Below are 25,529 nucleotides of genomic sequence, written 5' to 3' on the forward strand. Positions count from 1 at the left end.
TCCAGGCCACGGCGACAGCCTGATCGAGGCGGTCCCGCAAGCGAATTCGGCCCCCGCCGGTATCCACCGGCGGGGGCCGTCCCTGTCCACCGGCACGGACCCCGCGCTGTCCGTCCGGGTTGCCCGCTGCCCGACTTGTCGGATTCCGCCCCGATCGGCGTCCGGCCGATCGGGCAATGCCTGCGGCCTGTCGGTCCAGACCGGTAGGCTGGCAGCGGTTCGGCGTGTGTGAAGGGTTTTCTTGGGGATGTTGCGACGCGGCGAAGTCTTCGCGGGCTACGTGATCGAGCGCGAAGTGGGCCGTGGCGGAATGGGTTCGGTCTACGCTGCCCGCCACCCTCGGCTCCCGCGGCTCATCGCGCTCAAACTGCTGCACCGGGAGATGTTCGGCGAGAACGAGACTCGCCTCCGGTTCGAACGCGAGGCCGACGTCATCGCCCAGCTCGACCATCCCAATATCATCACCGTCTACGACCGCGGCGATGACGACGAGCAGCTGTGGATCGCCATGCAGTACGTGGACGGGGTCGACTGCGCCTCCATCGACCCCTACGACCTCAGCCCCGACCGGGCGGTCGAGATCGTCGTGCAGACCGCGGCCGCACTGGATTACGCGCACGGGCGCGGCGTGCTGCACCGGGATGTGAAGCCCGCCAATATCCTGCTGTCCCGTTCCGGCGGCATCGGCGCCGGATTCGCCGAGCGGGCGCTGCTCAGCGACTTCGGCATCGCCCGGGTGCTGGACGACACCGCGCACCTGACCCGCACCGGCATGCTCAATGCCACCCTGGCCTACGCCTCCCCGGAACAGCTCACCTCGGCGCCCATGGGGCCGCGCTCGGACCAGTATTCCCTGGCGTGCACGCTGTTTCGGCTGCTCACCGGGCGCGGGCCGTTCGACGCCCCGAATATCGCGACCGTCATGCTCGGGCATCTGCAATCGCCGCCGCCGGATGTGAGCCTGCTGCGGCCGGAGCTGCCCGCGGAACTGGACGAGGTGCTGCGGAAGGCGCTGTCCAAGGATCCGCGCGACCGCTACGACACCTGCTTCGAATTCGCGCAGACCGCCTGGGAGACGGTGGCCGAACCGGTGTCGCTGGTGCGGCGGCCGCGCGGGCCGGTCGCGGACCGGCTGCCGCGTCCGGACACCGTGCTCGGCTGCCTGTTCGGCGGCGCCGTCGGGGACGCACTGGGTGCGCCGATCGAGACCATGCTGCTGCCGAACATCCAGCAGCGCTACGGGATCCAGGGCGTCACCGGGGCGGGCAGCGGCTATCGGGGCCGTATCTCCGACGAGACGCAGCTGGCGCTGTTCACCATGGAGGCGCTCATCCGCAGCGCGCGGGCACGCGAGCGCGGCACCGCCGCCGCGGTGGGCATGATCCAGGAGAACCTGCTGGTGTGGCTGCGCGGGCAGGGGCAGGCGGCGGTGCCGGAACAGCCGGTCCCGTTGCAGAGCGGGCTGACCGGATACCCGGAGCTGATGACCTATCGGGGGCCGACACAGACGACCATCTCGGCCATGCTGCGGGTGGCGGCGCGGCAGCAGCCCGGAATTCCGCTGGGTACCCGCGATCATCCGATCAACGACTCCAAGGGCTGTGCGGCCACGGTGCGGTCCGCGGCGTGCGGGTTCATGCCCTCGCTGGAGTACGCCTTCGAATTGGCCTGTGACGCGGCGGCACTCACCCACGGCAATCCGAGCGGCTGGCTGCCGGCGGGCGCGTTCGCGGCCATCGTGTACGGGCTCTGCCGGGGACTGGACGTGCGGGCGGCGGTGGAACAGGCTCGGGCCCAGCTGGTTCGCAACCGCGATCACGAGGAGACCACCCAGGCTCTCGACGCGGCCGTGCGGCTGGCCGACACCGTGGCCTTCCGGGGCCGGCCCATGCCGCCGCCCGGACTGCTGGAACCGCTGGGCACCGGCGTCATCGGGTCCGAGGCGCTGGCGCTGGGGGTGTGCGCGGCGGTGTGCGCCGAAAACGTGGGCGGTACACCGGAACAGATCTTCCGCAACGGCGTGCTGCTGTCGGTGAATCATTCCGGGGACAGCGACTCCACCGGGGCCGTCTGCGGCGCGCTGCTCGGGGCCCGGCTCGGGGTGCACGCCATCCCCGCGCCCTGGCGCGCCGGCCTCGACGCGGCGGCCGCCATCGAACGGCTGGCCGCCGACTTCACCCGCGAGTTCCGCGGCGCCGCTCAGCAGTCCGGCATGACCGTGCCCTGGTCGGCGCCGTAGCGGTGACCGTGACCGGGCGGGGCGTCGAGCGCGCCCAGCAGGTCGGCGGTGGTCTGCAGGAAGCTGATCACCGGAAGCCAGTGCGGGACCGGCGCGTCCGGGCGGGTGGTGGTGAGATCCGGTGCACGCCACAGCAGCGCCGTCGACCAGTGCACCACCGGATCGGAGGCATTGGCCAGCACCGTCGCGCGGCCGTGCCGCACCTGCCCGGCGGGCGGGCCCGCCCAGAGCGCGCCGCAGACCCGGCGGTCCTGGTCGGCGGCATCGGTGAAGACGGCGCTGCCGCCCAGCGCGCCCAGGCTCTGGCCGTAGATGTAGAGCTTCGGCGGATTCGGTAGCGCCGCGATCCGTTGCTCCACGGCCCGGAACAGGGCGCGGGCGGATTGCTCGGCGGCGCTGCGGCCGAAGACGAAGGTGACCCAGCTCGGGGCATCGGAGTACTGCAGACCGACCAGGGCGACATCGCCGCCGAAGCGGGCGTCGAGACCCTTGGCCGCATCGCTGTCGATCCAGCCCGAACCGGTCGGCACCGTCACCACCAGATTGCGGCGCTGCAGTCCGCCGGTGCGCTCAAGCTCCCGGATCGCCAGCGCCACCCGGGAAGCCAGATCGGGCGCGGAGTTCAACCCGACGTACACCCGCACGGTCCGCGCCGGAGCCCCCACCACGAACCGGCGGCCCTCCGCCCCCAGCGACGGCCAGCTCGCCATCGACACCGGACTACCCGACCGCGTCGGCGAATCCGGTTGCACCAACTCCGGATCCACATACGAGTTGGCCGCCGCATAGGCCGCCCGCCGCCACTCCACCACCGTCGGCACGACCACCAGCTGCCCCGCCACCAGCAGCGCCACCCCCGCCGCGATACTGCGCACCCGCCCCAATCTCCGCACCGCCCAGCCCACTCCGCGTGCCAGGGCGACCACGGCGACGACGAGCGGCACGGTCCAGGCCAGCCACTGCACCCAGTACCCGGGTCCGATACCCGCGACTCCCATGGCGGCGCGCAAGGTGTTCTGCCAATGTTCGGCGTAGCCCATCGCGGCCCCGACCAGCACCATGCCCGCGATCAGCGCCGGAACTCGGCCGCGCGTCAGATGCTCGATCCCGAACCGCGTCCACCGCAGTACCATTCGGATGATCGCCGCCAGCCCCAATGCGATCAGCACCACGAGTGTGGTCAGGATCGCCTGCGCCGACGGTGTCCGGGGTAGCAGCCCCGGCGCCAGCGAGATCATGGTCCCGCCTGCCACCGCGGCACTGGTCCCCACTCGTGGGACATGGAATTTCGCCCGCCCGAGCCACATTCGAGGCCCATACCGGACCACGGCAGCGGCGCCTCCTGCCCGAGGTCCGGTCGGCTCCCCGTCCGCCGTGGGGACCACTTCCGCACGCACGCCGCCGCTGCGGCCCTCCTGACCGTGGGATGGGAGGCCGGCAGTAGGAATTGCCGCATCCACCACATGAGTCGGGATGAATCCGAGTTGATCTGCCGCAGTGGGTGGTTCGGCCCGGTGTCCCGACGGGAGGGAGAGCTCGGCCTCGCGCGCGCCGGTGGTCTCGGGTGGGCGGGTCACAGTGCCACCGCCATGCCATCGAGTGCGTCGGGACCGCGCAAATGCGCGAGGGTGGTCCGGCGGTTGCGCGTGCGTCGCACGAGAATGGTTGTCGCCGTGGCCAGTCCGGCGGCGAGTCCGAGGCCCGCGAGGGTGAGGGTGGCGGGGGAGGGGGCGTCGCCGGAGTGCTCGAAGAAGGGTTCGTAGATGGGGTTGCCGTAGTCCTGGCGGATGGAGTTCAGGTCCACGGCGGTGGTGGCCACGCTGGCCATGACCTGGCATTGGGCGCGCGAGACCGGGTCCTCGCGGGCGTCGCAGGCCGCGTGCATGCGTCGTTCCAGGGCGGCGTCCACGGTTTGCCGGGCCCACGGGCCCAGCGTCTGGCCGTGCGCGGCCGCGTAGCGCAGCAGGTCGTAGCCGAGATCGTGGGATTTGCAGGCCAGATCGAATTCGGCGGGCAGCGGGACGGGGGAGGAGCAGTCACCGTTCGGGTTGATGAGCATGCCCGCCTCGACCACCGGGCGGTATCCGGCCGTGGTGACGAAATCCTCGGGGATGAGCGCTGGATCCGGCTGCACGGCAACCGATTCCAGGATTCCGCTCCGGGCGGCGGCGTTCTCGGGCGTGCCCGGCCAGCTGTTCACGGCCCCCGCGCCCGGGGCGAAAGCCAGACCGGCCGAGCACATCACCGCCGCAGCCGCCGCGAGCGCACCATATCGGCGCTGCCGGGCCCGGCGGTCGTGGCCTGACACGCCAGGGCCAGGGGACATGGTGCTCATCGAGTCGTCGGCCGCCAGTACGTCAGCGGTCGTGGCGGGCGAGGTCTCTCGCGTGGTGTCCGCTGCGCGGCCGGCAGCCGCTACGGGTGTGGTGGAACGGGTCGAGATCCGGCGGGAAGTCGGGAACGCTCTCATGGGTCTCGACGCTAGGAATCGCGCTCCGACCGGGGCCTCAGCCTGCGGGGCGGTTCCGCGGTGGGCGAGGCGGGGGAGGCGTGCCGACGTCTCGTACCGGGGTAGGGGGTGGGAGATCACTCAGGGGTATGAGGTGGGCGCGGCGCGGAGTCTCTACCGTCGAGGGCATGGTCGGAAATATGTCTGGGCAGGCCCGTGTCGCACGGGCGCGGCAGGTGTTCGACGGGTTCACGGTCCTGCTCGCGATCGTCTTCATCGCGGTGGCCTGGCCGACGCTGCATCTGACGCACAAGGTTCCGGCGGCGGCCGCGCCGTTCATCGCGGGCTTCGCCGCGTTCCCGATTCTGCTGCTACGGGTGAATCCGCCACTGGGATGGGCGGTTTCGGCCGGTTCGGCGCTGATGATCGCGCTCGCGGTGCCGCATCAGCCGGGCAATTCGATCCCGTTCCAGGTGGTGCACATCCTGGTGCTGTTCGCCCTGGTGTTCGCGGTGGCCGTGCGCGCCCCCATCCGGATCGTGGCCGTGGTGTGGGTGGCGACCTCACTGCTGTTCGCCACCGCCATGGCCCAGACCGGGGACAGCTTCGCCGAATCCGGGTTCGGCTGGCCGCTGGCCATCACCGGCCTGGTGGTGTTCGGCCTGCTCATCCGGTGGGTGGTGCTGTCGCGGCAGGCGCTGCTCAAGTCGGAGGAGGAGACCGAGCTGGAGCGGGCCCGCCGCGCCATCCTGGAGGAGAAGGCGCGCATCGCCCGCGACCTGCACGATGTGGTGGCGCACCACATGTCGATGGTGGTGGTGCAGGCGCAGACCGCGCCGTATCGGATCAGCGGGCTGCCGGCCGATGCCCGAGCCGAATTCGAGTCCATCGGCGCCGGCGCGCGGGCAGCGCTCAACGAGATCCGCGGCATGCTGGGCGTCCTGCGCAGTGACGGGCAGCTGCCCGAGCACGCGCCGCAGCCCTCGGCCGCCGACGTCCCGGATCTGCTCGAGGGCGCGCAGCGCGCCGGGGTGCCGCTCACCTGGACCGTCGACGGCAGCCTCGACGCCGTGCCCGACACCACGGGCCTGGCGCTCTACCGCATCGTGCAGGAGTCGCTGGCCAATGCATCCCGGCACGCGCCCGGGGCGGCGGTGCGCGTGGACCTCGCCTGCGCGGGCGAGCTGACCCTGACCGTCGCCAATGATCGGCCGATCGCGGTGCGGCCGGGTGATCATTCGGGCACGTCCGGCAGCGGTATCGCCGGTATGCAGACCCGTGCGGCCGCGGTCGGCGGCGTGCTCACCGCCGGGCCCCGGCCGGATGGCGGGTTCGAGGTGCAGGCCCGGCTGCCGCTGGCGCCCGCGCTGAGTGCCGCGGGCAGCGCGGAGGCGCTCGGCTCCGGCCACTGAGTCCGGGGGTCGGGTCACCGAGCCGGGTCCGGCCGGGCCTGCGCAATGGCGGGGGTGCGAAGTCGTCGTCGCGCGGGCCGTTCCGGTCGGGGCATGGCAAACTCGGTGTCGTGCGTGAGGTGGGACTGTGGCGATAACCGTGTTGATCGCCGACGATCAGGCGATGGTGCGGCAGGGGTTCGGGGCGTTGCTCGCGGCGCAGCCCGACATCAGCGTGGTCGGGGACGCGGCGGACGGGAAAATCGCTGTGGCCGAGGCGAAACGGCTACGCCCCGACGTGGTGCTGATGGATGTGCGCATGCCGGAGATGAACGGGCTCGACGCCGCCCGCTCGATTCTCTCCGCCGGGTTCGAACCGCCGGTGCGGGTGCTCATGCTCACCACCTTCGATATCGACGACTACGTGTACGAGGCCCTGGGCATCGGGGCCAGCGGGTTCCTGCTCAAGGACGCGCCCGCCGAGGAACTGGTGCGCGCGGTGCGCGTGGTGGCCGCCGGTGACGCGCTGCTCGCGCCGACCGTCACGCGCCGGCTCATCGCCGATGTCACGCGTCGCCGGGCCCGGCGCGCCCCCGCGCCGCAGCTGTCGGTGCTCACCCCGCGCGAGCGCGAGGTGCTGGAGCTGGTGGCGCGCGGCATGTCCAATGCCGAGATCGCCGAAAGCCTTTTTGTCGCAGAACAAACGGTGAAGACGCACGTGTCGAAGGTCTTCACCAAACTGAACCTGCGCGATCGGGCGCAGGCGGTGGTGCTGGCCTACGAATCCGGACTGGTGACCCCGGGCTGACCTGCCCGGACAGGGTTTCGACGGGTAGGCTCACGGACTTGTACGTCACCGGAAGGGGGTCGTAGCCAGTGCTGAATAGCGGTGACGTGTTCGCCGGGTTCACCATCGAACGACTGCTCGGACAGGGCGGGATGGGCTCGGTCTATCTCGCCCGGCATCCCCGCCTGGGCAAGTTGACGGCACTGAAGCTGCTGAACCGGGAACTGTACGCGGACAGGGAGATTCGCGCCCGGTTCGAACGCGAGGCGGATCTGGTCGCGCGGCTGGACCACCCCAATATCGTCGAGGTGTACGACCGCGGCACCGAGGACGAGATGCTGTGGATCTCCATGCAGTACGTCGACGGGGTGGACGCCGCCGGCATCAATGTCGCCACGCTGCCGCCCGAGCGGGCCGTACAGGTGATCGAAGGAGTGGCCAGCGCCCTCGACTACGCGCACGGCATGGGGGTGCTCCACCGGGATGTGAAGCCCGCCAACATCATTCTGGCCCGCGCCGTCGCCGGCCACGGCGAGCGCGTCTTCCTCACCGACTTCGGCATCGCCCGCCTGCGCGAGGACTCCACTCACCTCACCCAGGCCGGCATGTTCACCGCCACCCTCGCCTACGCCTCGCCCGAGCAGATGACCGGCGCCCACCTGGACCCCACCACCGACCAGTACTCCCTGGCCTGCGCCCTCTACTGGCTCCTGATCGGCGCCGGCCCCTACGACTCGCCCCACCCCGCCGAACTCATCCGCGGCCACCTCCAGCTCCTCCCGCCCCCCGTCTCCCTGCGCCGCCCCGGCCTCTCGCCCGCCATGGACGCCGTCCTCACCAAGGCCATGGCCAAACGCCCCGCCGACCGCTTCCCCACCTGCACCGATTTCGCCAAGGCCGCCCGCCGCGCCCTCTCCGGCCCCCCGGCCCAGCACCCCGTCCACCAGCAGCCCCTCCACCCCGCCTACCCCAATTCCCCCGCCCCCCAACCGAACTACGCCCCCCAGCCCTACCCCGGCCAGGCCTACCCGGCCCCACCCCAGCCCTACCCCGCCACGGCTCTGCCACCCCAACCCGCGGCCTACCCCTCACCCCCGCAGCAACCGCCCGCGCCCAATTACTCTGCGCCGCAACCACAGTCCGCACCCCCCGCCTCCCAGCAGCCCGTCAGCGCCCCCGGCTACCCGCCTCCGGCACCGTCGGCGGGTCCGCAGCCACAAGCCCCCGCGCCCGCTGCCGCCCCGGCCTACCCCCCGCCCCCGTACCAGTCCTCCTACCCCGCGCCGGCACCGCAGGCCCCCGCGCCCGAGATTTCCCAGCAGCCGCCAGCGGACAACGACCGGGCAGGTTCGGGGCCGACCGCGCGCCCCTACCCCCCGACGCAGGGCCCTCCCACCGCCGGTTACTCAGCACCGCCGCAACCCCAGTCCGCGGGCGTGCCCGGCTATCCGGCGCCGCAAGGGCCGCCGATGTCTCCCGCCGTCGGCGCGCACGAGCCTGCGGCTCCGGCAGAGCCGGCGGCTTGGGCCGGATCGACGGCGGGCACTGGCAGGGTCGCGGGTAGTGGACTGCCTGGTGCGCCGATTGAGGGATCACCTGCGCCGCAGGCGGTACCGGATGTCGAGCCAGCGGATGCCGGGTGGGCGAATCGGTCGGCGGATGTGGATCCGCAGGATGCGTCGCAGCGGCCGACGGATGTCGTGCCGCAGCCGGTGGTTTCGACGGGGCAGTCCGAGGAGCTCTCGACCGGGGGTGCGGCCGGGCTGGCGGTGTCGGGTACCGACCGGCCGGAGCGAGCGGGATCCGCAGCGGCGGACGAGGATTCGTCCGATTCGGCGGCAGGCTGCGTATCGGAGCCGCCGGTTGCCGACGGAACGGGCGAATCGGATTCGGGGGAGCGGGGTCTCGGAGGGACCGCCGGGGCGCCCGGCTTCGAGGAGATCGTTGCCGAGCCGGTGACGGTGCTGGCACAGCCGGTTGTCGTGGCGCCGGTGCCCGAGGCTGCGGCCGCGGCTGAGACGACAGCGGTTGCGGGGGACGGGGAGTCGGACGAGGCGGGTGCGGCGGCCGGGGTTGCGGAGATGTCGGCGAGTGAGCCGGTTCGCGGTGCGGAGTCCGGCGGGCCGTCCGGCGTCGCTGCTGGTACGGCGGATTCCGGTGGCGCCGACGAGGAATCGGGTGGTGTGGTGCGGCATCCGGATTCGGGGGCGTTCGTGCCCGATTCGACGGATGGCGTCGGCTGGACGGACAGTGTAGGCGGGTCCGGGACCGTCGGCGGGGTGGCGGCCGAGGGGGAGGCATCGGGTTTCGCTGTATCCGAGCCAGTTTCGGGTGGAATGGCCGGAATGACGGGTGCTGGTCCCGCTGCTGGGATGCCCGGGTATGGGGGTTACGGGAGTGGGGTGCCGGGTGGGCCCGGGTACGGTGGGCCTGCGTTCGGGGGGAATCCGGTGCAGCCCGGGCTGATTCCGACGTCGCAGCGGGCCGAGGCGTCGCAGCTCACCGCGGTGGTGGTGCTGGGGCTGGCGGTGGTGGCGCTCGTGCTGTTGGTGGTTGTCGCGGTGCTGGTGGTGTCGGGCTAGGCGCCGGGGTACGGGTTGGCTCGGGGGCCTAGGACCATTTGGCCCTGGTCGATCAGGATTTGGCGGGCGCGGCGGCGGACCAGGCAGTTGTCCACGGTGCAGAACTTGTGGATCTGCATGGCTTGATGGGCCTGGGTCAGGGCCAGGTCGCCGGGGTCCATCGTGCAGTCGAACAGATACATCATGGTGTCCACCGGGGGCAGCGCAGGGGGCTGGACAATTCGCGGTCCGGCGCTGGTGCTCGGCATGCGGCGCATCCGCGCCGGGCCTCGTCAAGACTATCGAGATTCAACAGGCCCCACACCGCATTCGGATCCCTTGTCACGCCCGGTCATACCGAGCGACCGCGGAGCGGTGGGGGAGGGATTGGGTGCGCCCGGCTCGGGGACGAGTGGGTCCAGAGATATCAGGGCTCCGGTTCTCACCGGGCGCGACTCCAGTCCAGCACCGTTTCGGCGAACCGACAATCGCAGCCCTGGCGCGGTGGGAAACTTTCCGAAAGCGCCAGGTCAGCATTCGTATCGCGTGGGAGCATCATTCGCAGTGACCGAAAACCGCCTTCGTGGGGGAGGATTCGATGTCGGAGCATGGTTCGACTCTGCCGCGTCGTCAACTGGGGCGATACCTGCGGGAAGGCCGGATGCAGTGCAATATGACGATCGCCGAGGCGGCGGCGCTGATGGAGTGGAGCGAATCGAAGCTGCAGCGGCTGGAAACCGGTAATGCCGAGAAGATCCGAGTCCTCGATGTCCGGGAATTGTGCCGAATCTACGACTTCGACGACGAGTTCAGCTCCGCGCTCACCGGCCTCGCGCAACAGGCCAGCGTCAAGTCCTGGTGGCACGAATACGACGATCTGATTCCCGAGGGCTTCAATATGTATGTGGGCCTGGAGGCTTCGGCCCGCGCCCTCATCTCCTATCAGCCGGAGATCATCCCGGGACTGTTCCAGACCGCCGAGTACGCACGGGTTCTGATCAATGATTACTGGCCGGATGCTGCGCACGACGAACTGGACCGCCGCGTGCAGTTGAAGACCCGTCGTCAAAGCCTCTTGACGCGCAAGCGAAGTCCGGCCTCCTTCGATGTCGTGGTGCACGAAACCGCATTACGTCGCGTTGTCGGCGGCCCGCACGTAATGGCCGCGCAGCTGCGACGCATCGCGGACATGTCGACGCTGCCGACGATCGCTGTTCGTGTACTACCCTTCTCGGCGGGCGTACCGATCGGCCACACCGTCGGCCCGTTCGTGATCCTGGATTTCGGCCGGGACGCGGGCAACCGGCCTGTCGAACCCACGGTCGTCTACCTGGAGAACTTCCTCGGCGACCTCTACCTGGAGAAGCAGGCCGCGGTCGACCGATACCGCGAGGCATACCAAGCGATCCAGCGCGCCGCGCTGGACGAGACGACCAGCAGAGACCTCCTGCGGAGGGCAGCGAAGGAGTATGCGACGTGAGCGTCGAACCCGGTGTCCGGTGGTTCAAGAGCGCCCGCAGCACCGGTGCGAAGGAATGCGTGGAAGTCGCCTTCCTCTCCGGTGGCGTCGGAGTCCGGGACAGTAAGAACCCCAGCGGTCCGGCCTTGATCTTCCCGCCGGCGGACTGGGATCGATTCACCGCCGCCCTGGCCGCCGGGCGGTTCGACGACTGAATTCGGCCCGGCGTAATTCCGGTGGCGGCACCGGGAATCAGGCCGTGCGGGCGGTGGCGGCACGGGCGGAGTTGAGGGTGATCGCGGCCGCGTTCCAGATGGCGTAGGCGCTCACCGAGTAGGGCACCCAGGTCGGGTGGTGGATGACGAGCAGCACGATGGTGGCGACGGCCAGCGCCACCGCGCGGATGACGATGCCGTTGTGGAGCAGGGTGCGCAGCACCTGCGCGTCGACGAGGCTGGTGTTCTTGACGGCGTTCATGATTTCCGACCTTAAGGATTCGGGCGGGGTCCCCGAGGGGGCCGATCGCGCCAGGAATGGGACAGATTAGGCGGCGGGCCAGTCGTTTTCGGTCTCGCCGACCTTGTTGACGTAGTTGGTCAGGGTCTGCAGGGCGACCAGGGCGACGATTTCGAGCACCTGCTCCTGCGTCCACCCCGCGGCCAGTGCGGCGGCCGGATCGGCCTTACCCCGGCTCTCGGTCAGTTCACGGGCGAAGGCAACGGCCGCAGCCTCTTTCGGGTCCGCGGAGGTGCCGCTCTTGGCCGCCTCCACCTCGGCGTCGCTCAGCTTGGCGACCCGCTTGCCGGTGAAGGTGTGCGCCGCTACGCAGTAGCCGCAGTCATTGGCCGCGCCGACGGTGAGCGCGATGCGCTCGGAGGTCGGGGCCGGCAGCGTGCCCTTCTTCAATGCGCCGGACAGCCCGAGGTAACCCTCCAGTACCACGGGCGCGTTGGCCATCACCTTGGTCATGTTCGGCACCCGGCCCATCCGCTTCTTGACCTCGTCCAGCAGGGGTGCGTTGTCGATCGGGGTGATCATGGCGTCCTCATCTTTCTAACGGAAGATCGTGCTTTCACACGTTAGAACATCATGGAACGAAAGCGCAATACCCGTTAGAATGTGGGCATGGTCGATCCCTTGGCACTCCGTTTGGCGAACACCATCCGCGCTACCAGCCGTGGCCTCACGGACGCCTTCGGTACCCCCGAATCCACCCGTGAGTGGCTGGTCGCCAATGCCGCGAATGTCGGTGTGTACCTGGACCTCGAGGCGTACCTGCCCACCGAGGACGAGCGCGCCGCCCTGGTGGACCTGCGGCAGAACGTGCGCGCGCTGTTCGCGGAATACGTTGCGCCCCAGCCGCCCAGCTCCGCCGACGCCGCGGTGCTGCCGGCCTTCCCGGACGCACTGGCCGCCGTCAATCGCGCGGCCGCCCCCGCGCTACGGCTGCTGACGTGGGACGACACCGGTCCGCGCACCGAGCACCGGCTGCTGACCTCGGACGACCTGGCCACCGTCATGGCCGGACTGGCCGACGCCACCATCGAGTTCTTCTCCGGCACCCAGGCCGCCCAGATCCGCGTCTGCCCGGCCCCGCGCTGCGTGCGCTATTTTCTGAAATCGCATCCGCGCCAGGAGTGGTGCTCGGTCGCATGCGGCAACCGCGCCCGCGCCGCCCGCCACTACGCCCAGCACCGCGACTGAGTTCAGCGCCGCGACGCTGTCCGGCGCCGCTACCGATCCGCGTGGCGCGACTGAGCCGAGCGCCGCGACCGAGCCCGATGCTGCTACCGATTCGAGTGCCGCGAGTGAGTCCGGGGCCACGGTCGATACGCCTCCGCAACGCGAAACGGCCCTCGCGCCGACAGGTGCGAGGGCCGTATGCCGCAGTGTGTTTCGACTCGGAGCGAGCCGGCTCAGCCGAAGAAGGCGGCCGCCTCCCGGTACCGATCCTGCGGCACCAGCTTGAGCTGCTTGGTGGCCTCCGACAGCGGCACCAGTTCCACCTCGGTGCCGCGCAGCGCCACCATCTGCCCGAATTGCCCGGCGTGCACGGCTTCCGCGGCGTGCACGCCGAAACGCGTTGCCAGCACGCGGTCGTACGCGGTCGGGGTGCCGCCGCGCTGCACGTGCCCGAGCACCGTCACCCGGACCTCCTTGCCGATGCGCCGCTCGATCTCCGGCGCCAGCTGCTGCGCCACGCCGGTGAACCGCACATGCCCGAATTCGTCGATGCCGCCGTCGCGCAGGGTCATGGACGTGGGGTCGGGGTGCGCGCCCTCGGCCACCACGCAGATGAAGTGCGAATCCCCGCGCTGGAAGCGGCGTTTCACCATCGCGCAGACCTCGTCCACGTCGAACGGCACCTCGGGCACCAGCGTCAGGTGCGCGCCGGAGGCGATACCGGAGTTGATGGCGATCCAGCCCGCGTGCCGCCCCATCACCTCGACCAGCATGACGCGCTGGTGGGATTCGGCGGTGGTGTGGATCCGGTCGATGGCCTCGGTGGCGATGGAGACGGCGGTGTCGTGGCCGAAGGTGGTGTCGGTGCAGTCGATGTCGTTGTCGATGGTCTTGGGGACGCCCACCACGGGCACGCCCTCGTCGGCCAGCCAGGAGGCGGCGGTCAGCGTGCCCTCGCCGCCGATCGGGATGAGCGCGTCGATCCCGTTGTCGTCGAGGGTCTGCTTGATGCGGGGGAGTCCGGCGCGCAGCACGTCCGGATTGGTGCGCGCGGTGCCCAGAATGGTGCCGCCCTTGGTGAGCAGCCGATCGGTGCGGTCATTGTTGAGGATCTGGATCTTGCGATCCTCGAGTAGGCCGCGCCAGCCGTCCTGGAAGCCGACGATCGCATCCCCCCAGCGGCCGTTCGCGGTACGAACGACAGCACGGATCACGGCATTCAGGCCTGGGCAGTCTCCGCCTCCGGTCAAGACTCCGATGCGCATGATCCCCATCTTGCCCTGAGATCGGCCGCCTGTGATCCCCGCCCCCGTGAACCGCGGGTTACGGTTTTCGCTAGCCGGCGGTGCAGGTACCACCCTTGAGTTCGTCGAGGTGCTTACCGATCAGGGTGGCGATCTTGGTGAGGATGGCGGTGCCGTCGTCGAAGGAGCCGGAATTGGGCTGGGTAGCAACCGCGATGGCGATCTGGCCGCCGTCCACGGGGATCAGTCCGAATTGCCGGACCAGGTAGTTGCCGCTGGGATCGGGTCCCCAGCCGCCCTTGAAGATGGCGCCGTCCAGATTGCCCAGCCCCCAGCGCTGAGTGGAGCTGATCTTGCCCATCAGCGAGGTGACGTCGTCGGATTGCGCCAGGCAGGGGAGTTTGGCGGCGAATTTCAGCTGATTCGCCAGCGACCATTCGGCCTGGCCGAAGGCGGAGTAGTCGGCCCGGGCGCGGGTGGCGGGCACCGTGGTCTCGGTGTCGCCGCCCTCGCGTAGCACGTCCTGGACGGTCTGGGCCGCGGCCTCGGGGGTTCCCAGCGACTGCCAGAGGGTGTCGGCCGCGGAGTTGTCGGAGTATTCGATGGCATTGACCGCCGCCACCTGATTGCCCGAACTCTTGCGCAGTGCCGCCAGGGTCAGCGGGACCTTCATGGTCGACCAGCCGGGCCCGGAGCTCCAATCGCCCAGGGCCAGCACCCGATCGGTGCCCACCGGCATCACGGCCAGCCCGACCTTACCGGCCAGCGACGGCTTCAGGTCGTTGGTGAAATCCCAGGCCAACGAGCCCGGCAGCGCCAGGACGGTGGTGGAGCCGGCGGCGCTGGGCGCCGCCGCGGCCACGGTGGTCTTGTCCGGAACCAGCACCGGCTTGCTGCTGCACGCGGTCAGCGCTCCGACCAGCACGGCCAGCGCTCCGCATCCCCACGCGAGCCGTCGTCCGCGCCAACGGGATCCGTACCCCGCATCGCGTGTGCTGTCCAGTGCGTCGCGCTGGTCAGCGTTCCGCGAATACGGTGCCTGCACCCCGTAACCTCCATCTGCCCGGGTGTCCGGTGCGTTCCCTGTTCCTAGCGGACGCACCCGGACCCGTCAATCGCAAGGATTGTTGTGGGTCGGGACACTGGCGGTCAAACCCGGTGGGTATGGACGTTTTTCACCGGCTCACGCCCGATTGGGGGTGCACGCTGGGCATTTTGAAACGAATACGCACTGAATGTGTTAGTGCGAGCAGAGTCCGCCGTGCAGGTCGGGCAGATGGTCGCCGACCAGCAGCGCGAGCTTGTCCATCATGTCCGTGGCGTCGTCGAAACTGCCCGAGGTGGGCTCGGCCGCCAGCGCCACCGCCACCGGTCCGTTCAGCGTCGGGACCAGCCCGAACTGGCGGACGGTGTACTTGCCGGTGTCGTCGTCGGGACCCCAGCCGCCCTTGAACTCCGCGCCGATGAGCCGGCCCAGGCCCCAGCTCTGGCTGGGGGTGATCTCACTCATGAGCGAGACCACGGAATTGGCGCGCGGCAGGCAGGGCAGCCGGGAGGCGAAGTGCACCTGATCGGCCAGCGACCAGTCGGTGGCGCCGAAGGCGAGCAGATCGTCGGACTCCAGCGCGGCCAGCCTGGTGTGGCGCGCGGCGACATCGGTGGTGGCGTCGCCGGCCTCGCGCAGCACCGCCTCGACCGCGTCGGCGGCCTCGCTGCCGGTGCCCAGCGAGTTCCAGAGCGTCTGTGCCGCATCGTTGTCGGAGAAGGTAATGGCGGCCTCGGCGGTGGAGCGCATGCCCACCGGATCGTGGCGCAGCGCGGCGAGCGCCAGCGGCACCTTGATGGTGGACCAGGCGATGCCGGTGCTCCACTCGCCCAGCTGGGTCATGTCGCCGCCGCCGACAGGCATGACCGCCACGCCGACCCGGCCGTCCAGGGTGGCCTTCAGATCGTTGAAATCCGCTGCGAAGGCAACGGATTTCGGCAGCCCGAACAGCTCCGGCAAATCCGGTCCGATCATGCTCGGGACCGGTAGCGCAGAACTGTCGCCGACCGGTTTGATCTCATCCGACTGCGCCGAATGACGCTGTACAGCACCGAGATTCGGGCCACAAGCGGAAACGGCCAGGACAGCCGCCAGCGCCAGCCCGCGCACAAACCCCTTGCGACAGGCCGGAATTGGATCAGTAGACATACACCACCGCGTTCTCACCACCGACGCAGGTCACCAATTTGCCTGCGGCCGTGCAGTTCATCGTGTAAGACCGGCCGGTCACCGGGCTCACTGCCACCACACTAACTGCCGAAGCCTGCCGACCAGAAGCCGCGTCGGCATAGGCTCGGCGAACCTCCTCCGCGAAAGGGCAGGTCGTGACCGTGTTTCCGATCGCGGAACTGGCGTAACCGCCGAGCGCCGCATACACCGGTGGACACGACGTCGCTCCCGCCGGCAGTTGCACAGTGGTGGGAGCCGGGGTCGTCGCCGCCGGGCCCGCCTGCTGCGAGTGCGGGACGGTGGTGCCCGGAACACCCTGTGCTGCCGTCGTTATCGGTGCTTCGTTGCCGGACCGGTCCAGGACTTGCCAGCCCACCGCACCGGCAACGGCGGCCACCGCGACCACCAGCACGCCGATCGACAGCGGCGCCGCGATCGACTTGCCCTTGCGCCGTTTTCCGGGCTCGCGGGGCGGCGGCTGGACGATGGGGTGATCCGCGGTCGGGTACAGCGAGGGATCGGGCGCCGGCGCGTACGGGAAATCCCGCTGCTGCGCCTGGGCGTGGCCCCAGATCGCCTGCTGCTGGGCGTCGGCCGGCAGCGGCGTGTAGTGGAAATCGCTGACCCGCACCCGGGTCGGATCCGACGGCAGGATGACCGGCAGATCCCCTGTGGGCGAAGGTTCCTCGGCGGCCGGGAAGGATCCGGTGATGTAGGCCGGGATCGCCCCGGTGTTCAGCCCGAGCCCGGAACCGGGTTGCCGCACAGTGGGATCAGGGTGCCGCACAGCGGGATCGGAGTGCCGCACAGTGGGATCCGCATTCCGGCCCGCGGCGGGCGTCCCGCCCGGCATGACCGTGGTAGGCGGCCCGGCGGGCGCGCCGGTCGGCAGCACGGTCGTCGGTGGCGGGCCGACCGGCGGACCCGGCGGCACGGTCCGGCCCGGCCGGGGCTGCCCGGCGGGCGCGGGCACCGGCTGACCACCGGCCAGCGCCGCCCGCGCGGCCCGGGCGAATTCGCCTGCGGTGTAGAACCGGTCGTTCGGATCCTTGGCCAGCGCCTTGGCCACCACGGCATCCAGCGCGGGCGGAATCCCGGCGCGCAGCATGCTCGTCAGCGGTGGCGGCTCCGACAGGTGCGCGCGGATCAGCACGCTCATGTTGTGCGCCGGGAAGGGCTTGTCGCCGGTGAGGCACTCGTGCAGAACACAACCCAGCGAGTAGATGTCGGCGCGCCCGGAGACCGGCCCGGCGTCGAAGCGCTCGGGGGCCATGTAGGCGTAGGAGCCCACGGCCGTGCCGGTCATGGTGATGGTGGAATCGCCCTCGGCGCGCGCGATGCCGAAATCCGCGAGATATGCGAAATCTGCATCAGTCACAAGGATGTTCGCGGGTTTGACGTCCCGGTGCACCAGCCCCGAGTAGTGCGCGGCGTCCAGCGCCGCCGCGATCTGCTCGATGATCCCGATGACCCGCAGCGGCGGCAGCGCGCCGTACCGGTTCAGCAGCGAGCGCAGATCCTGCCCGCGCACCAGCCGCATATCGATGTAGAGCACACCGTCGATCTCGCCCCAGTCGTGGATGGGGATGATGTGCGGCTCCGCCAGCCGTGCCGCCGCCTGCGACTCCCGGCGGAAACGTTCCTGGTAGGAGGGGTCTTTCGCAAGTTCTTCCGGTAGCAGCTTGAGGGCGACGACCCGATCCTTGGAGGTGTCGTAGGCCTCGTAGACCTCTCCCATACCGCCCCTGCCCAGCAGCGAGCGCAACTCGTACGGCCCGAACCTGCTTCCGGCCCGCGATGGCGGTGCATCCACCCCGTCCAACCTCCAACTCTCGGGAGGGAAGCAGACGAGGACCCGCGACCCACCCCTCTAGGAGGTGGATTCTCCCGGTGCCACTACGCCGTGGTCAAACGCAAAGACGATGGCCGCTGCCCGGTCGCGTAACCCGAGCTTCCCGAAGATATGTCCTACGTGGCTCTTCACCGTTACCTCCGAGATACCGAGTGTGCGCGCGATCTCAGCATTGAGGCGGCCGCGGCCGATGAGTTCGAGCACCTCGAGCTCGCGAACGGTCAGCTCGGACAGGCGATCGCCGCCGGGTGCCGGCGTGGGACGGGCCGAGCGATAGGTGGTCAGCACCCGCGGCGTGACCGTCGGGTCCAGCCAGGAGCCGCCGGTGGCGACGGTCCGCACCGCGCGGATCAGATCCTCGGCGGGGGAGTCCTTGAGGATGAACCCGGCCGCGCCCGCCCGCAGCGCGCCCGACAGCAACTGGTCGTCGTCGAAGGTGGTGAGCACCAGCACCGGCGGCGCGTCCACAACCGTTCGCAGCGTCCGGGTGGCCTCGATGCCGCCGATCCGCTTCATACGCAGATCCATCAGCACCACGTCCGGGCGGTGCGCGGTGACGGCCGCGGGCACCTCGTCCCCGTCCGCGCACTCGCTCACCGTGAAACCGTCGCGGCGGCGCAGGATTCGGCGCAGCCCGCCGCGCACCAGCTCCTGATCGTCGACGACGAGCACGCCGATCGGCTCGTCGTCGGATCGGTCGATCACGCACCCTCCTGCGGGGTCTTCTGGGTCATGGACAGCAGTACGGAGCGCAGGTTCTGCTCCGCGGCGGCGATACAGGGCATCTGCCCGGTCGTCGGGATCCGGGCGGACACCTGCCAGCCGTCGTCGTGGGGTCCCGCGGTCAGGGTGCCGCCGAGGACGGCCAGGCGCTGGCGCATGCCCGAGATGCCCATGCCGCGACCGGGCCGCAGCAGTGCCCCGGGAGGCAGGGTATTCGTGATGGTGACTTCGATATGTCTGGCGCAGACCATCATTCGAACCTGAGCCTGTGCGCCGGGGGCGTGCTTGGCGATATTGGCGAGCGATTCCTGGCAGATCCGGTACAGCGCCAGCCCCAGGGCGGCCGAAACCTGCCCGCGATCGCCTTCCGAGCGGAAGTCGATCGCCATGCCCGCGCGGAGGAAGTCCGACACCAGATCCTCGATGTCATCGAGGCCGGGTTCGGGCGTCTGGGGCGCATGGTGCCCGTCCAACAGCCCGACCGTCCGGCGGATGTCGGCCATGGCCTGCCTGCCCAGCCGCTCGGCGTCGGCGAGCGCGTCGATCGCCTCGTCCACATCGCGGTCGGTCTGCAGCGCGTGCCGGGCGGCGGTCACGTGCAGCAGGGTGACGCTCAGTGAGTGCGCGATGACATCGTGCACCTCACGGGCGATGCGGCGGCGCTCCTCGCCGGCGGCCTGCAGGGCGCGGACCTCCTGGTAGTCGCGTTCCTGATACAGGTAGCGGCGCTGGTAGTTCAGCAGCTGCCCGGTGAACCAGCCGAAGAGGATGCCGAGCGTGAACCAGGTCAGTCCGTCGATGTGCCCGACGTATCCGAAGAACATGATCTCCGCCATCATTCCCAGGCCGATGACCGCGCTCACGGACGTCCGGGTGATGGCCGCGACCTCGCCGGTCACGACGATCAGGATGAGCGGTGCGACATCCAGTGGCACCGGCTGCATCAGGAACAGGGCCACCCCGGCCATGGTCAGCGAGGCGAGCAGGACCGGGCGGGGCGGGAGGTTGAGCACCACGCACGGCGGGCCGGTCAGATAGATGATGAGCAGCGCGGCCAGGGCGAGGAGGCCGGGGAAATAGCCCGCTGCCACCCGCTGGGCGAAGGCGATCGTGCTGAACGTGTAGAGCATCACGTCCACCAGCACGACCATCGAGACCGGGTAGTCGAAACCGGTCTCCTCCACCCAGCGCCGGTATTCGCGGACCGGGTTGCGCACGAACCGCCGGGACCGGACACCGGCTTCGTGCAGCCACTCCCGTAACTCCTGCAACGCCTGCCCGACCGCCTCGGGGGTGGCGCTGGTCACGTTCATTCTGCAAGGCTATCCGTCGAAGCAGACCGCGTACATCGTCCGGCGGCAGGGGCACGTCTCCTACCGGAGTGGGAGGTCAAGTCGCGTCCGCGGCACGAAGACAGGGGTATCGGAGCGATCGTAGTTTTGGGGCAACGGCACACGCGCCCGCCCGCAAAGCCGGGTGCACACAACGCTGGAACCCAATTCAACGGAAGGTTGGCGCCATGTCCTGGGCAGACTTACACGCTCGTACCGACATCCTGCACATCGTTCTCGATCGGGCAGCACGCAGTGACTTCGAACTGAATCCTGCTGATCCCAAGCTGTTCGACAATCTCCCGGAGCTGCAGCGCCTGTTCGGCGGCCCTGACGGGGTGCTGCTCGCACTGCGCAATCGCTGGGAGAACCATTTGACCGTGAAGATGGAAAACGCAATGGAGAAGGGCGTTTTGGCGATCGAGGTGTACGCGGAGCTGTGCGCCGAACAGCCGGCCCTGCGCGCGATCCTCGACACCTACGACACCGATGGGCTGTATTTCGGCCGTCCGCGTGCGCGAGCGCTGGCCAGCTGATAGACACCGGCTGGTATTGATCTGCAGAGGGGAACGACCAATGCTGGAATTGACCGACGTCATCAAGGAATACCGGGTGGGCGAGCAGACCGTGCGCGCTCTGGACGGGATCAGCCTGCGGATCGATGCGGGGGAGTTCACCGCCATCGTCGGTCCTTCCGGTTCGGGCAAGAGCACACTGCTGCACCTGCTCGGCGCACTCGACTCTCCGGACACCGGGTCGATTCGATTCCAGGACAAGGAGATCGGCGACCTGGACGACGACCGGCAGTCCGAATTCCGCAGGCACCGCGTCGGTTTCGTCTTCCAGTTCTTCAATCTGCTGCCCACGCTGACCGCCTGGGAGAATGTCGCCATCCCGAAACTGCTGGACGGCACCGGATTGCGCAAGGCCAAGCCGCGCGCGCTGGAGTTGCTCGACCTGGTCGGGCTCAGCGAGCGCGCCGAGCACCGGCCGGCCGAACTGTCCGGCGGTCAGATGCAGCGGGTCGCGGTGGCGCGGGCGCTCATCATGGATCCGCCACTGATCCTGGCCGACGAACCGACCGGCAACCTGGACTCCAAGACCGGCGCCTCGATCCTGCAGCTGCTCGCCGACATCACCGAGGAGGGCAACTCCGTGGTCATGGTGACCCACGACATGGGTGCGGTGCGCTACTGCGACCGGGTGATCAACCTGCGCGACGGGCAGATCGGGTCCATCGACCGGGTCGAGCGCGGCGATGACGGCGAGGTGCGGACCGTTCCCGAGCCGGGCCGCAACGGTTCGGCGCCCGCCGCCGGCGGTGACGTCACCGCCGACGACGCCGGGGCGGTGCACGCATGATCCGCGCCGCGCTGGATCGGCTCCGCCTGTTCAATATCGGTGAGCTCTTCGCCCACCGCGGCCGCACCACCATGGCCATGGTGGTGATGGGAGTGTCCGCGGGACTGCTGGTTTCGGTGTTCAGCATCTCCGGCTCCATCACCGGCTCGGTGGACAAGCTCACCCACAGTCTGGGCGGCAAGGCGGTGCTGGAGGTCAGCGGCATCACCGACGCGGGCTTCGATCAGCAACTGCTGCAACAGATCCGGTCCGTGCCCGGGGTCGGCACGGCGGTGCCGATGGTGCGGCAGTCCATCGGGGCCGACGACAAACGGGCCCTGCTGGTCGGTGCGGACCCCTCCGCCGCTCAGCTGGGCAGTGACCTCGGCGGGACGGTGACCGATCAGGCGAGCAAACTGCTCACGGTCGGCAACGGTGTCCTGGTCGGCTCCGCCATGGGCTATCAGGAGGGCGACAAGTTCCAGTTCGGCACCGTGACGGCCACCGTCGCGGGCGTCATCGACGACTCCACCGCTGCCAAGATCAACGGCGGCCACATCGCGATCGCGCTGCTGCCGGTGGCGCAGAAGATCACCGGCCGGGAAGGCCGGCTGGACTCGGTGCAGATCATCGCCGCACCGAATACCGATGTGGGCCAATTGCGTTCCGACCTCACCAAGGCGATCGCCGGCCGGGCCGTGGTCGCCGATCCGGATCTGCGGACCGCGCAGGCCGGCGGCGCGGTGATGCTGGTGCGCTACTCGACGCTGGCCTCCTCGGCCTCGGCGCTCATCGTTTCCTCGTTCCTCATCTACAACGCCATGAGCATGGCCGTGGCGCAACGCCGCCCGACGCTGTCGCTGCTGCGGGCCATGGGCGGCAAGCGCGGTCCCGTGGTGCGCGATCTGCTCGCCGAGGCCGCGATCCTCGGCCTGTTCGGCGCGATCAGCGGCTCCGTCATCGGAATCTTCATGGGCCGCACCGCGATCCGGCAGTTGCCCGCCGCCATCGTGAACTCCGTCGAGTCGCGCACCGAGTACGAGGTGCCCGGTTACGCGGTGCCGGTGGCGATTCTGGCCTGCGTGCTGGCCAGCGTCGCCGCGGCGGCGATCGCCGCGCGGCAGGTGTACAAGGTCGCGCCGATCGAGGCGCTGGCCCCCGTCGGCGTCGGCGCGGCCGACAGCGTGAAGCCGGTGATCCGCTGGGCCGCCGCGATTCTCGGTCTGATCATGGTGTCGGGTGCGGTGGTCGTGGCCGAGGCGGACCTGGGCCGGCTCTCGATCGGGGCGATCTCGCTGTCCATCGCCGGCGCGGTCGTGCTGTGCTTCGCCGCCACCGAGCCCATCGTGCGCGCGGTCGCTGCGGTGGCCCGGCTCTTCGGCGCGCCCGGCGCCCTGGGCGCGACCACCATCGAACGCGCCCCGCGCCGGGTCTGGGCGACCGTCATGACCGTCATGATCGGCGTGACCGCGATCGTCGCCATCGGCAATGCCAGCCGCAATATGGTCAGCGCCGCGACCGACAGTTTCGAGGGCCTGGCCCGCACCGACGTGTTCGTCAGCCCGACAGCCATGGAGCAGTTCCCCACCGGCCCGCTGCTGCCGTCGGACCTGAAACAGAAACTGAGCGCCATCCCCGGCGTCGGCGAAGTCGGTTCGGCCCAAATGGCTTTCGCGACCCTGGGCCGCGGCCGCGTCATGCTGCAGGCCTTCGAGGGCGGCGTGGCCCGGACCTCGGTGCTGGACAGCGTGAGCGAGGCCGACCAGGCGCGCATGGCCGCCGGCGCGGGCGTCGTCATCTCCCGGGATGTGGCCCGCTCGCTCGGCGTGCACGAGGGGTCCGACCTGACCCTGCCCACCCCGACCGGTGAGCACCGGGTGCAGGTGCTGAAGGTGGTGCCCTACTTCTCCGCCATCGCGGGCGTGGTGGCGCTCGACCTGAACATCATGCGCGAGTGGTACCAGCGGCCGGGCGAGACCATCATCGGCATCGACTTCGCGCCCGGCGTGGATCATGCCGCGGTGATGGCGGCCGTGCGCGCCGCCGTCCCGGCCGATATCCACGTCAGCACCGGACGCGATGCGGTGACCGCGATTTCGTCCAGTGTCCGGCAGGGCACCTCGATCAGCGCGGCCATCCTCTGGATCGTGGTCGTGGTCTCGGCGGTCGCGCTGCTCAATACCCTGATGCTGTCGGTGCTGGACCGCCGCCGTGAACTCGGGGTGCTGCGGGCCATGGGCACCAGCCGCCGCTTCCTGCTGCGCACCGTGCTCGCCGAGGCCGCCGGCATCGGAGTGACCGGCGCGGCACTCGGATTGGCGATCGGCTCGGCCGTGCACTACCTGGCCACCATCGCGCTCGGGCACGCCATCGCCATGGACATCCGCTATCAGCCCAGCCCACTGCTGGTCGCCTACGCCGTGATCGCGCTCGGACTGTCCCTGCTCGGAGCCATCCCGCCCGCCATGCGCGCGGCGCGGCTGCCCATCGTGGAGGCCATCGCCGTGGACTGATCGGCGAGTAAATAGGATGGAGCGCATGAGCGCAGCGACCGTGGACTTGATGGACTACTCCGATGTCATCGACCGGTACGAACCGGTGCTCGGCATGGAGGTACACGTCGAGCTGGGCACCGCGACCAAGATGTTCTGCGGCTGCCCGACCGAATTCGGCGCCGAGCCCAACACCCAGGTGTGCCCCGTGTGCCTGGGCCTGCCGGGCTCACTGCCGGTGGTGAACGAGAAGGCCGTCGAGTCCGCGATCCGCATCGGGCTGGCGCTGAACTGCTCCATCACCCCGTGGGGCCGGTTCGCGCGGAAGAACTACTTCTACCCGGACCAGCCCAAGAACTACCAGATCAGCCAGTACGACGAGCCGATCGCCACCAACGGGCACCTGGATGTGGTGCTCGATGACGGGTCGACCTTCCGGGTCGAGATCGAGCGGGCCCACATGGAGGAGGACACCGGCAAGTCGCTGCACGTCGGTGGCGCGACCGGCCGCATCCACGGCGCCTCGCACTCGCTGCTGGACTACAACCGCGCCGGCGTGCCGCTCATCGAGATCGTCACCAAGCCCGTCGAGGGCGCGGGCGAACGCGCCCCCGAGGTGGCCCGCGCGTACGTGACCGCGCTGCGCGAGGTGCTCAAGTCCCTGGCCGTCTCCGACGTGAAGATGGAGCAGGGCTCGCTGCGCTGCGACGCCAACGTCTCCCTGATGCCCAAGGGCGCCAAGGAATTCGGCACCCGCACCGAGACCAAGAACGTGAACTCGCTCAAGAGCGTCGAGGTCGCGGTGCGCTTCGAGATGCGCCGCCAGGGCGCGGTGCTGGCCGCCGGCGGCTCGGTGCTGATGGAGACCCGCCACTTCCACGAGACCGACGGCACCACCTCGCCCGGCCGCATCAAGGAGACCGCCGAGGACTACCGCTACTTCCCGGAGCCGGACCTCGAGCCCATCGCGCCCGACGCCGCCTGGGTCGAGGAACTGCGCGGCACCATCCCGGAGTACCCGTGGCTGCGCCGCGCCCGCATCCAGTCCGACTGGGGCCTGTCCGCCGAGGTGTTCCGCGACCTGGTCAATGCCGGTGCGCTGGACCTGATCATCGCGACCGTCGACGCGGGCTCTTCCGTGGACGCCGCCCGTTCCTGGTGGGTCGCCTACCTGACCGAGAAGGCCAAGGAGCGCGAGGTCGCGCTCGAGGACCTGCCCATCAGCCCGAAGCAGGTCGCCGAGGTGGCCGGGCTGGTCGAGGCCAAGACCATCAACAACAAGGTCGCCAAGCAGGTCGTCGACTTCGTCCTCGCCGGTGAGGGCGAGCCGGGCCAGATCGTCGAGGTCAAGGGCCTGGGCATGGTCTCCGACGACTCCGCGCTGCAGGCCGAGGTCGAGAAGGCCCTCGCCGCCAGCCCGGACATCGCCGAGAAGATCCGCTCCGGCAAGGTGCAGGCCGCCGGCAAGGTCGTCGGTGACGTCATGAAGGCCACCCGCGGTCAGGCCGACGCCGCCCGCGTCCGCGAACTGGTCCTCGCGGCCTGCGGAGTCGAGGGCTGACACCTCCGAAACAGCCTGTGGCGCACGACCGATGTGGTGCGCCACAGTCCTGACTCCACCCACCGCATTCTCGAATCGGGGCGGGGGGGAGCAGGCGGGGGGCCCGGGGCTTTGAGGGGGTAGGGGGGTGGCCCTCCCACCATGTGGGGGTCTCAAACCGGGGGGGGTGGGTTTGGTGTTGGAGGATTTGTCAGGGTTGGG

The 25,529-nt window shown here is 69.8% G+C and carries 22 protein-coding genes; 11 read left to right on the top strand and 11 right to left on the bottom strand.

Annotated elements, in window-relative coordinates; all coding sequences use genetic code 11:
* Positions 1-247: 247 nt before the first annotated feature.
* Positions 248-2,239, top strand: coding sequence for an ADP-ribosylglycohydrolase family protein (locus ACFXN1_RS09975; RefSeq protein ID WP_379402409.1), 1,992 nt, complete (start codon positions 248-250; stop codon positions 2,237-2,239).
* On the opposite strand, the gene ACFXN1_RS09980 is transcribed toward ACFXN1_RS09975, so the two are convergent.
* Both ACFXN1_RS09980 and ACFXN1_RS09985 read right to left on the bottom strand, forming a co-directional pair.
* On the bottom strand, positions 2,200-3,477 hold the full coding sequence (locus ACFXN1_RS09980) for an alpha/beta-hydrolase family protein (protein WP_379437783.1): 1,278 nt from the start codon (positions 3,475-3,477) through the stop codon (positions 2,200-2,202). The two genes, ACFXN1_RS09975 and ACFXN1_RS09980, sit on opposite strands and share 40 nt — an antisense overlap.
* A gap of 335 nt (positions 3,478-3,812) precedes the next feature.
* Positions 3,813-4,709 (bottom strand): hypothetical protein, encoded by an 897-nt coding sequence (locus ACFXN1_RS09985; protein WP_379437784.1) that lies wholly within the window; start codon positions 4,707-4,709, stop codon positions 3,813-3,815.
* 167 nt (positions 4,710-4,876) lie between these two features.
* Here ACFXN1_RS09985 and ACFXN1_RS09990 point away from each other — a divergent pair, with 167 nt between their 5' ends.
* The 3 genes from ACFXN1_RS09990 to ACFXN1_RS10000 all read left to right on the top strand — a co-directional run bounded on the left by ACFXN1_RS09990 (position 4,877) and on the right by ACFXN1_RS10000 (position 9,448).
* Positions 4,877-6,100 carry a sensor histidine kinase gene (locus ACFXN1_RS09990; protein WP_379402412.1) on the top strand — a complete coding sequence of 408 codons (1,224 nt, stop codon included), beginning with the start codon at positions 4,877-4,879 and terminating at the stop codon, positions 6,098-6,100.
* 127 nt (positions 6,101-6,227) lie between these two features.
* The gene (locus ACFXN1_RS09995) at positions 6,228-6,887 is read left to right on the top strand and encodes a response regulator (RefSeq protein WP_379402413.1); all 660 of its coding nucleotides are present in this window, start codon (positions 6,228-6,230) and stop codon (positions 6,885-6,887) included.
* A 68-nt stretch (positions 6,888-6,955) separates the two neighbouring features.
* The gene (locus tag ACFXN1_RS10000; RefSeq protein WP_379437785.1) at positions 6,956-9,448 is read left to right on the top strand and encodes a protein kinase; all 2,493 of its coding nucleotides are present in this window, start codon (positions 6,956-6,958) and stop codon (positions 9,446-9,448) included.
* Here ACFXN1_RS10000 and ACFXN1_RS10005 read toward each other — a convergent pair.
* A complete protein-coding gene (locus ACFXN1_RS10005) occupies positions 9,445-9,696 on the bottom strand; it encodes a hypothetical protein (RefSeq protein WP_379402416.1) in 252 nt (83 codons plus the stop codon). The two genes, ACFXN1_RS10000 and ACFXN1_RS10005, sit on opposite strands and share 4 nt — an antisense overlap.
* Positions 9,697-10,025: 329 nt before the next feature.
* On the opposite strand from ACFXN1_RS10005, the gene ACFXN1_RS10010 reads away from it, so the two are divergent.
* Both ACFXN1_RS10010 and ACFXN1_RS10015 read left to right on the top strand, forming a co-directional pair.
* Entirely contained in the window at positions 10,026-10,907 is an 882-nt protein-coding gene (locus ACFXN1_RS10010) for a helix-turn-helix domain-containing protein (RefSeq protein WP_379437787.1), read from the top strand.
* Complete coding sequence (locus ACFXN1_RS10015) at positions 10,904-11,101, top strand: DUF397 domain-containing protein (RefSeq protein WP_379382144.1); 198 nt, start codon at positions 10,904-10,906, stop codon at positions 11,099-11,101. The genes ACFXN1_RS10010 and ACFXN1_RS10015 overlap by 4 nt, the downstream gene beginning before the upstream one ends.
* Before the next feature lie 37 nt (positions 11,102-11,138).
* Here the strand turns inward: ACFXN1_RS10015 and ACFXN1_RS10020 are convergent, their stop codons facing one another.
* Positions 11,139-11,363, bottom strand: coding sequence for a hypothetical protein (locus tag ACFXN1_RS10020; protein ID WP_379437788.1), 225 nt, complete (start codon positions 11,361-11,363; stop codon positions 11,139-11,141).
* Between the two features lie 66 nt (positions 11,364-11,429).
* On the bottom strand, positions 11,430-11,924 hold the full coding sequence (locus tag ACFXN1_RS10025) for a carboxymuconolactone decarboxylase family protein (RefSeq protein WP_379402420.1): 495 nt from the start codon (positions 11,922-11,924) through the stop codon (positions 11,430-11,432).
* 87 nt (positions 11,925-12,011) lie between these two features.
* On the opposite strand from ACFXN1_RS10025, the gene ACFXN1_RS10030 reads away from it, so the two are divergent.
* Complete coding sequence (locus ACFXN1_RS10030) at positions 12,012-12,590, top strand: CGNR zinc finger domain-containing protein (protein WP_379437790.1); 579 nt, start codon at positions 12,012-12,014, stop codon at positions 12,588-12,590.
* Positions 12,591-12,802: 212 nt separating this feature from the next.
* Here ACFXN1_RS10030 and ACFXN1_RS10035 read toward each other — a convergent pair whose 3' ends face one another.
* From ACFXN1_RS10035 to ACFXN1_RS10060, 6 genes are all read right to left on the bottom strand, one after another.
* Positions 12,803-13,834, bottom strand: coding sequence for an ATP-dependent 6-phosphofructokinase (locus tag ACFXN1_RS10035; protein WP_379382137.1), 1,032 nt, complete (start codon positions 13,832-13,834; stop codon positions 12,803-12,805).
* Between the two features lie 70 nt (positions 13,835-13,904).
* A complete protein-coding gene (locus tag ACFXN1_RS10040) occupies positions 13,905-14,738 on the bottom strand; it encodes a hypothetical protein (RefSeq protein WP_379463540.1) in 834 nt (277 codons plus the stop codon).
* Positions 14,739-15,053: 315 nt separating this feature from the next.
* Positions 15,054-15,833: a hypothetical protein gene (locus ACFXN1_RS10045; protein WP_379437793.1), complete on the bottom strand. Its 780-nt coding sequence runs from the start codon at positions 15,831-15,833 to the stop codon at positions 15,054-15,056.
* Between the two features lie 163 nt (positions 15,834-15,996).
* Positions 15,997-17,841, bottom strand: coding sequence for a protein kinase (locus ACFXN1_RS10050; RefSeq protein WP_379437794.1), 1,845 nt, complete (start codon positions 17,839-17,841; stop codon positions 15,997-15,999).
* 57 nt (positions 17,842-17,898) lie between these two features.
* Complete coding sequence (locus ACFXN1_RS10055; RefSeq protein WP_354835362.1) at positions 17,899-18,552, bottom strand: response regulator transcription factor; 654 nt, start codon at positions 18,550-18,552, stop codon at positions 17,899-17,901.
* A 29-nt stretch (positions 18,553-18,581) separates the two neighbouring features.
* Positions 18,582-19,916: a sensor histidine kinase gene (locus ACFXN1_RS10060; protein ID WP_379437796.1), complete on the bottom strand. Its 1,335-nt coding sequence runs from the start codon at positions 19,914-19,916 to the stop codon at positions 18,582-18,584.
* Positions 19,917-20,122: 206 nt separating this feature from the next.
* On the opposite strand from ACFXN1_RS10060, the gene ACFXN1_RS10065 reads away from it, so the two are divergent.
* The 4 genes from ACFXN1_RS10065 to gatB are packed head-to-tail and all read left to right on the top strand — an operon-like array spanning position 20,123 to position 25,328.
* Positions 20,123-20,470, top strand: coding sequence for a hypothetical protein (locus ACFXN1_RS10065; RefSeq protein ID WP_379437798.1), 348 nt, complete (start codon positions 20,123-20,125; stop codon positions 20,468-20,470).
* A 40-nt stretch (positions 20,471-20,510) separates the two neighbouring features.
* Positions 20,511-21,296 (top strand): ABC transporter ATP-binding protein, encoded by a 786-nt coding sequence (locus tag ACFXN1_RS10070; RefSeq protein ID WP_379437799.1) that lies wholly within the window; start codon positions 20,511-20,513, stop codon positions 21,294-21,296.
* Entirely contained in the window at positions 21,293-23,788 is a 2,496-nt protein-coding gene (locus tag ACFXN1_RS10075; protein ID WP_379437801.1) for an FtsX-like permease family protein, read from the top strand. Before ACFXN1_RS10070 ends, ACFXN1_RS10075 begins: the two co-directional genes overlap by 4 nt.
* A gap of 25 nt (positions 23,789-23,813) precedes the next feature.
* Positions 23,814-25,328: an Asp-tRNA(Asn)/Glu-tRNA(Gln) amidotransferase subunit GatB gene (gatB, locus tag ACFXN1_RS10080; RefSeq protein WP_379437803.1), complete on the top strand. Its 1,515-nt coding sequence runs from the start codon at positions 23,814-23,816 to the stop codon at positions 25,326-25,328.
* Positions 25,329-25,529 lie beyond the last annotated feature (201 nt).

Source organism: Nocardia sp. NPDC059154, assembly GCF_042755705.1.
GTDB lineage: Bacteria > Actinomycetota > Actinomycetes > Mycobacteriales > Mycobacteriaceae > Nocardia.

Excerpts from the sequence above, each read along its gene's own strand:
- ACFXN1_RS09975 (WP_379402409.1), top strand. The coding sequence starts at position 248 with ATGTTGCGACGCGGCGAAGTCTTCGCGGGCTACGTGATCGAGCGCGAA.
- ACFXN1_RS09980 (WP_379437783.1), bottom strand. The coding sequence starts at position 3,477 with ATGATCTCGCTGGCGCCGGGGCTGCTACCCCGGACACCGTCGGCGCAG.
- ACFXN1_RS09985 (WP_379437784.1), bottom strand. The coding sequence starts at position 4,709 with ATGAGAGCGTTCCCGACTTCCCGCCGGATCTCGACCCGTTCCACCACA.
- ACFXN1_RS09990 (WP_379402412.1), top strand. The coding sequence starts at position 4,877 with ATGGTCGGAAATATGTCTGGGCAGGCCCGTGTCGCACGGGCGCGGCAG.
- ACFXN1_RS10005 (WP_379402416.1), bottom strand. The coding sequence starts at position 9,696 with ATGCCGAGCACCAGCGCCGGACCGCGAATTGTCCAGCCCCCTGCGCTG.
- ACFXN1_RS10010 (WP_379437787.1), top strand. The coding sequence starts at position 10,026 with ATGTCGGAGCATGGTTCGACTCTGCCGCGTCGTCAACTGGGGCGATAC.
- ACFXN1_RS10020 (WP_379437788.1), bottom strand. The coding sequence starts at position 11,363 with ATGAACGCCGTCAAGAACACCAGCCTCGTCGACGCGCAGGTGCTGCGC.
- ACFXN1_RS10025 (WP_379402420.1), bottom strand. The coding sequence starts at position 11,924 with ATGATCACCCCGATCGACAACGCACCCCTGCTGGACGAGGTCAAGAAG.
- ACFXN1_RS10030 (WP_379437790.1), top strand. The coding sequence starts at position 12,012 with ATGGTCGATCCCTTGGCACTCCGTTTGGCGAACACCATCCGCGCTACC.
- ACFXN1_RS10035 (WP_379382137.1), bottom strand. The coding sequence starts at position 13,834 with ATGCGCATCGGAGTCTTGACCGGAGGCGGAGACTGCCCAGGCCTGAAT.
- ACFXN1_RS10045 (WP_379437793.1), bottom strand. The coding sequence starts at position 15,833 with ATGATCGGACCGGATTTGCCGGAGCTGTTCGGGCTGCCGAAATCCGTT.
- ACFXN1_RS10060 (WP_379437796.1), bottom strand. The coding sequence starts at position 19,916 with ATGAACGTGACCAGCGCCACCCCCGAGGCGGTCGGGCAGGCGTTGCAG.
- ACFXN1_RS10065 (WP_379437798.1), top strand. The coding sequence starts at position 20,123 with ATGTCCTGGGCAGACTTACACGCTCGTACCGACATCCTGCACATCGTT.
- ACFXN1_RS10070 (WP_379437799.1), top strand. The coding sequence starts at position 20,511 with ATGCTGGAATTGACCGACGTCATCAAGGAATACCGGGTGGGCGAGCAG.
- ACFXN1_RS10075 (WP_379437801.1), top strand. The coding sequence starts at position 21,293 with ATGATCCGCGCCGCGCTGGATCGGCTCCGCCTGTTCAATATCGGTGAG.
- gatB (WP_379437803.1), top strand. The coding sequence starts at position 23,814 with ATGAGCGCAGCGACCGTGGACTTGATGGACTACTCCGATGTCATCGAC.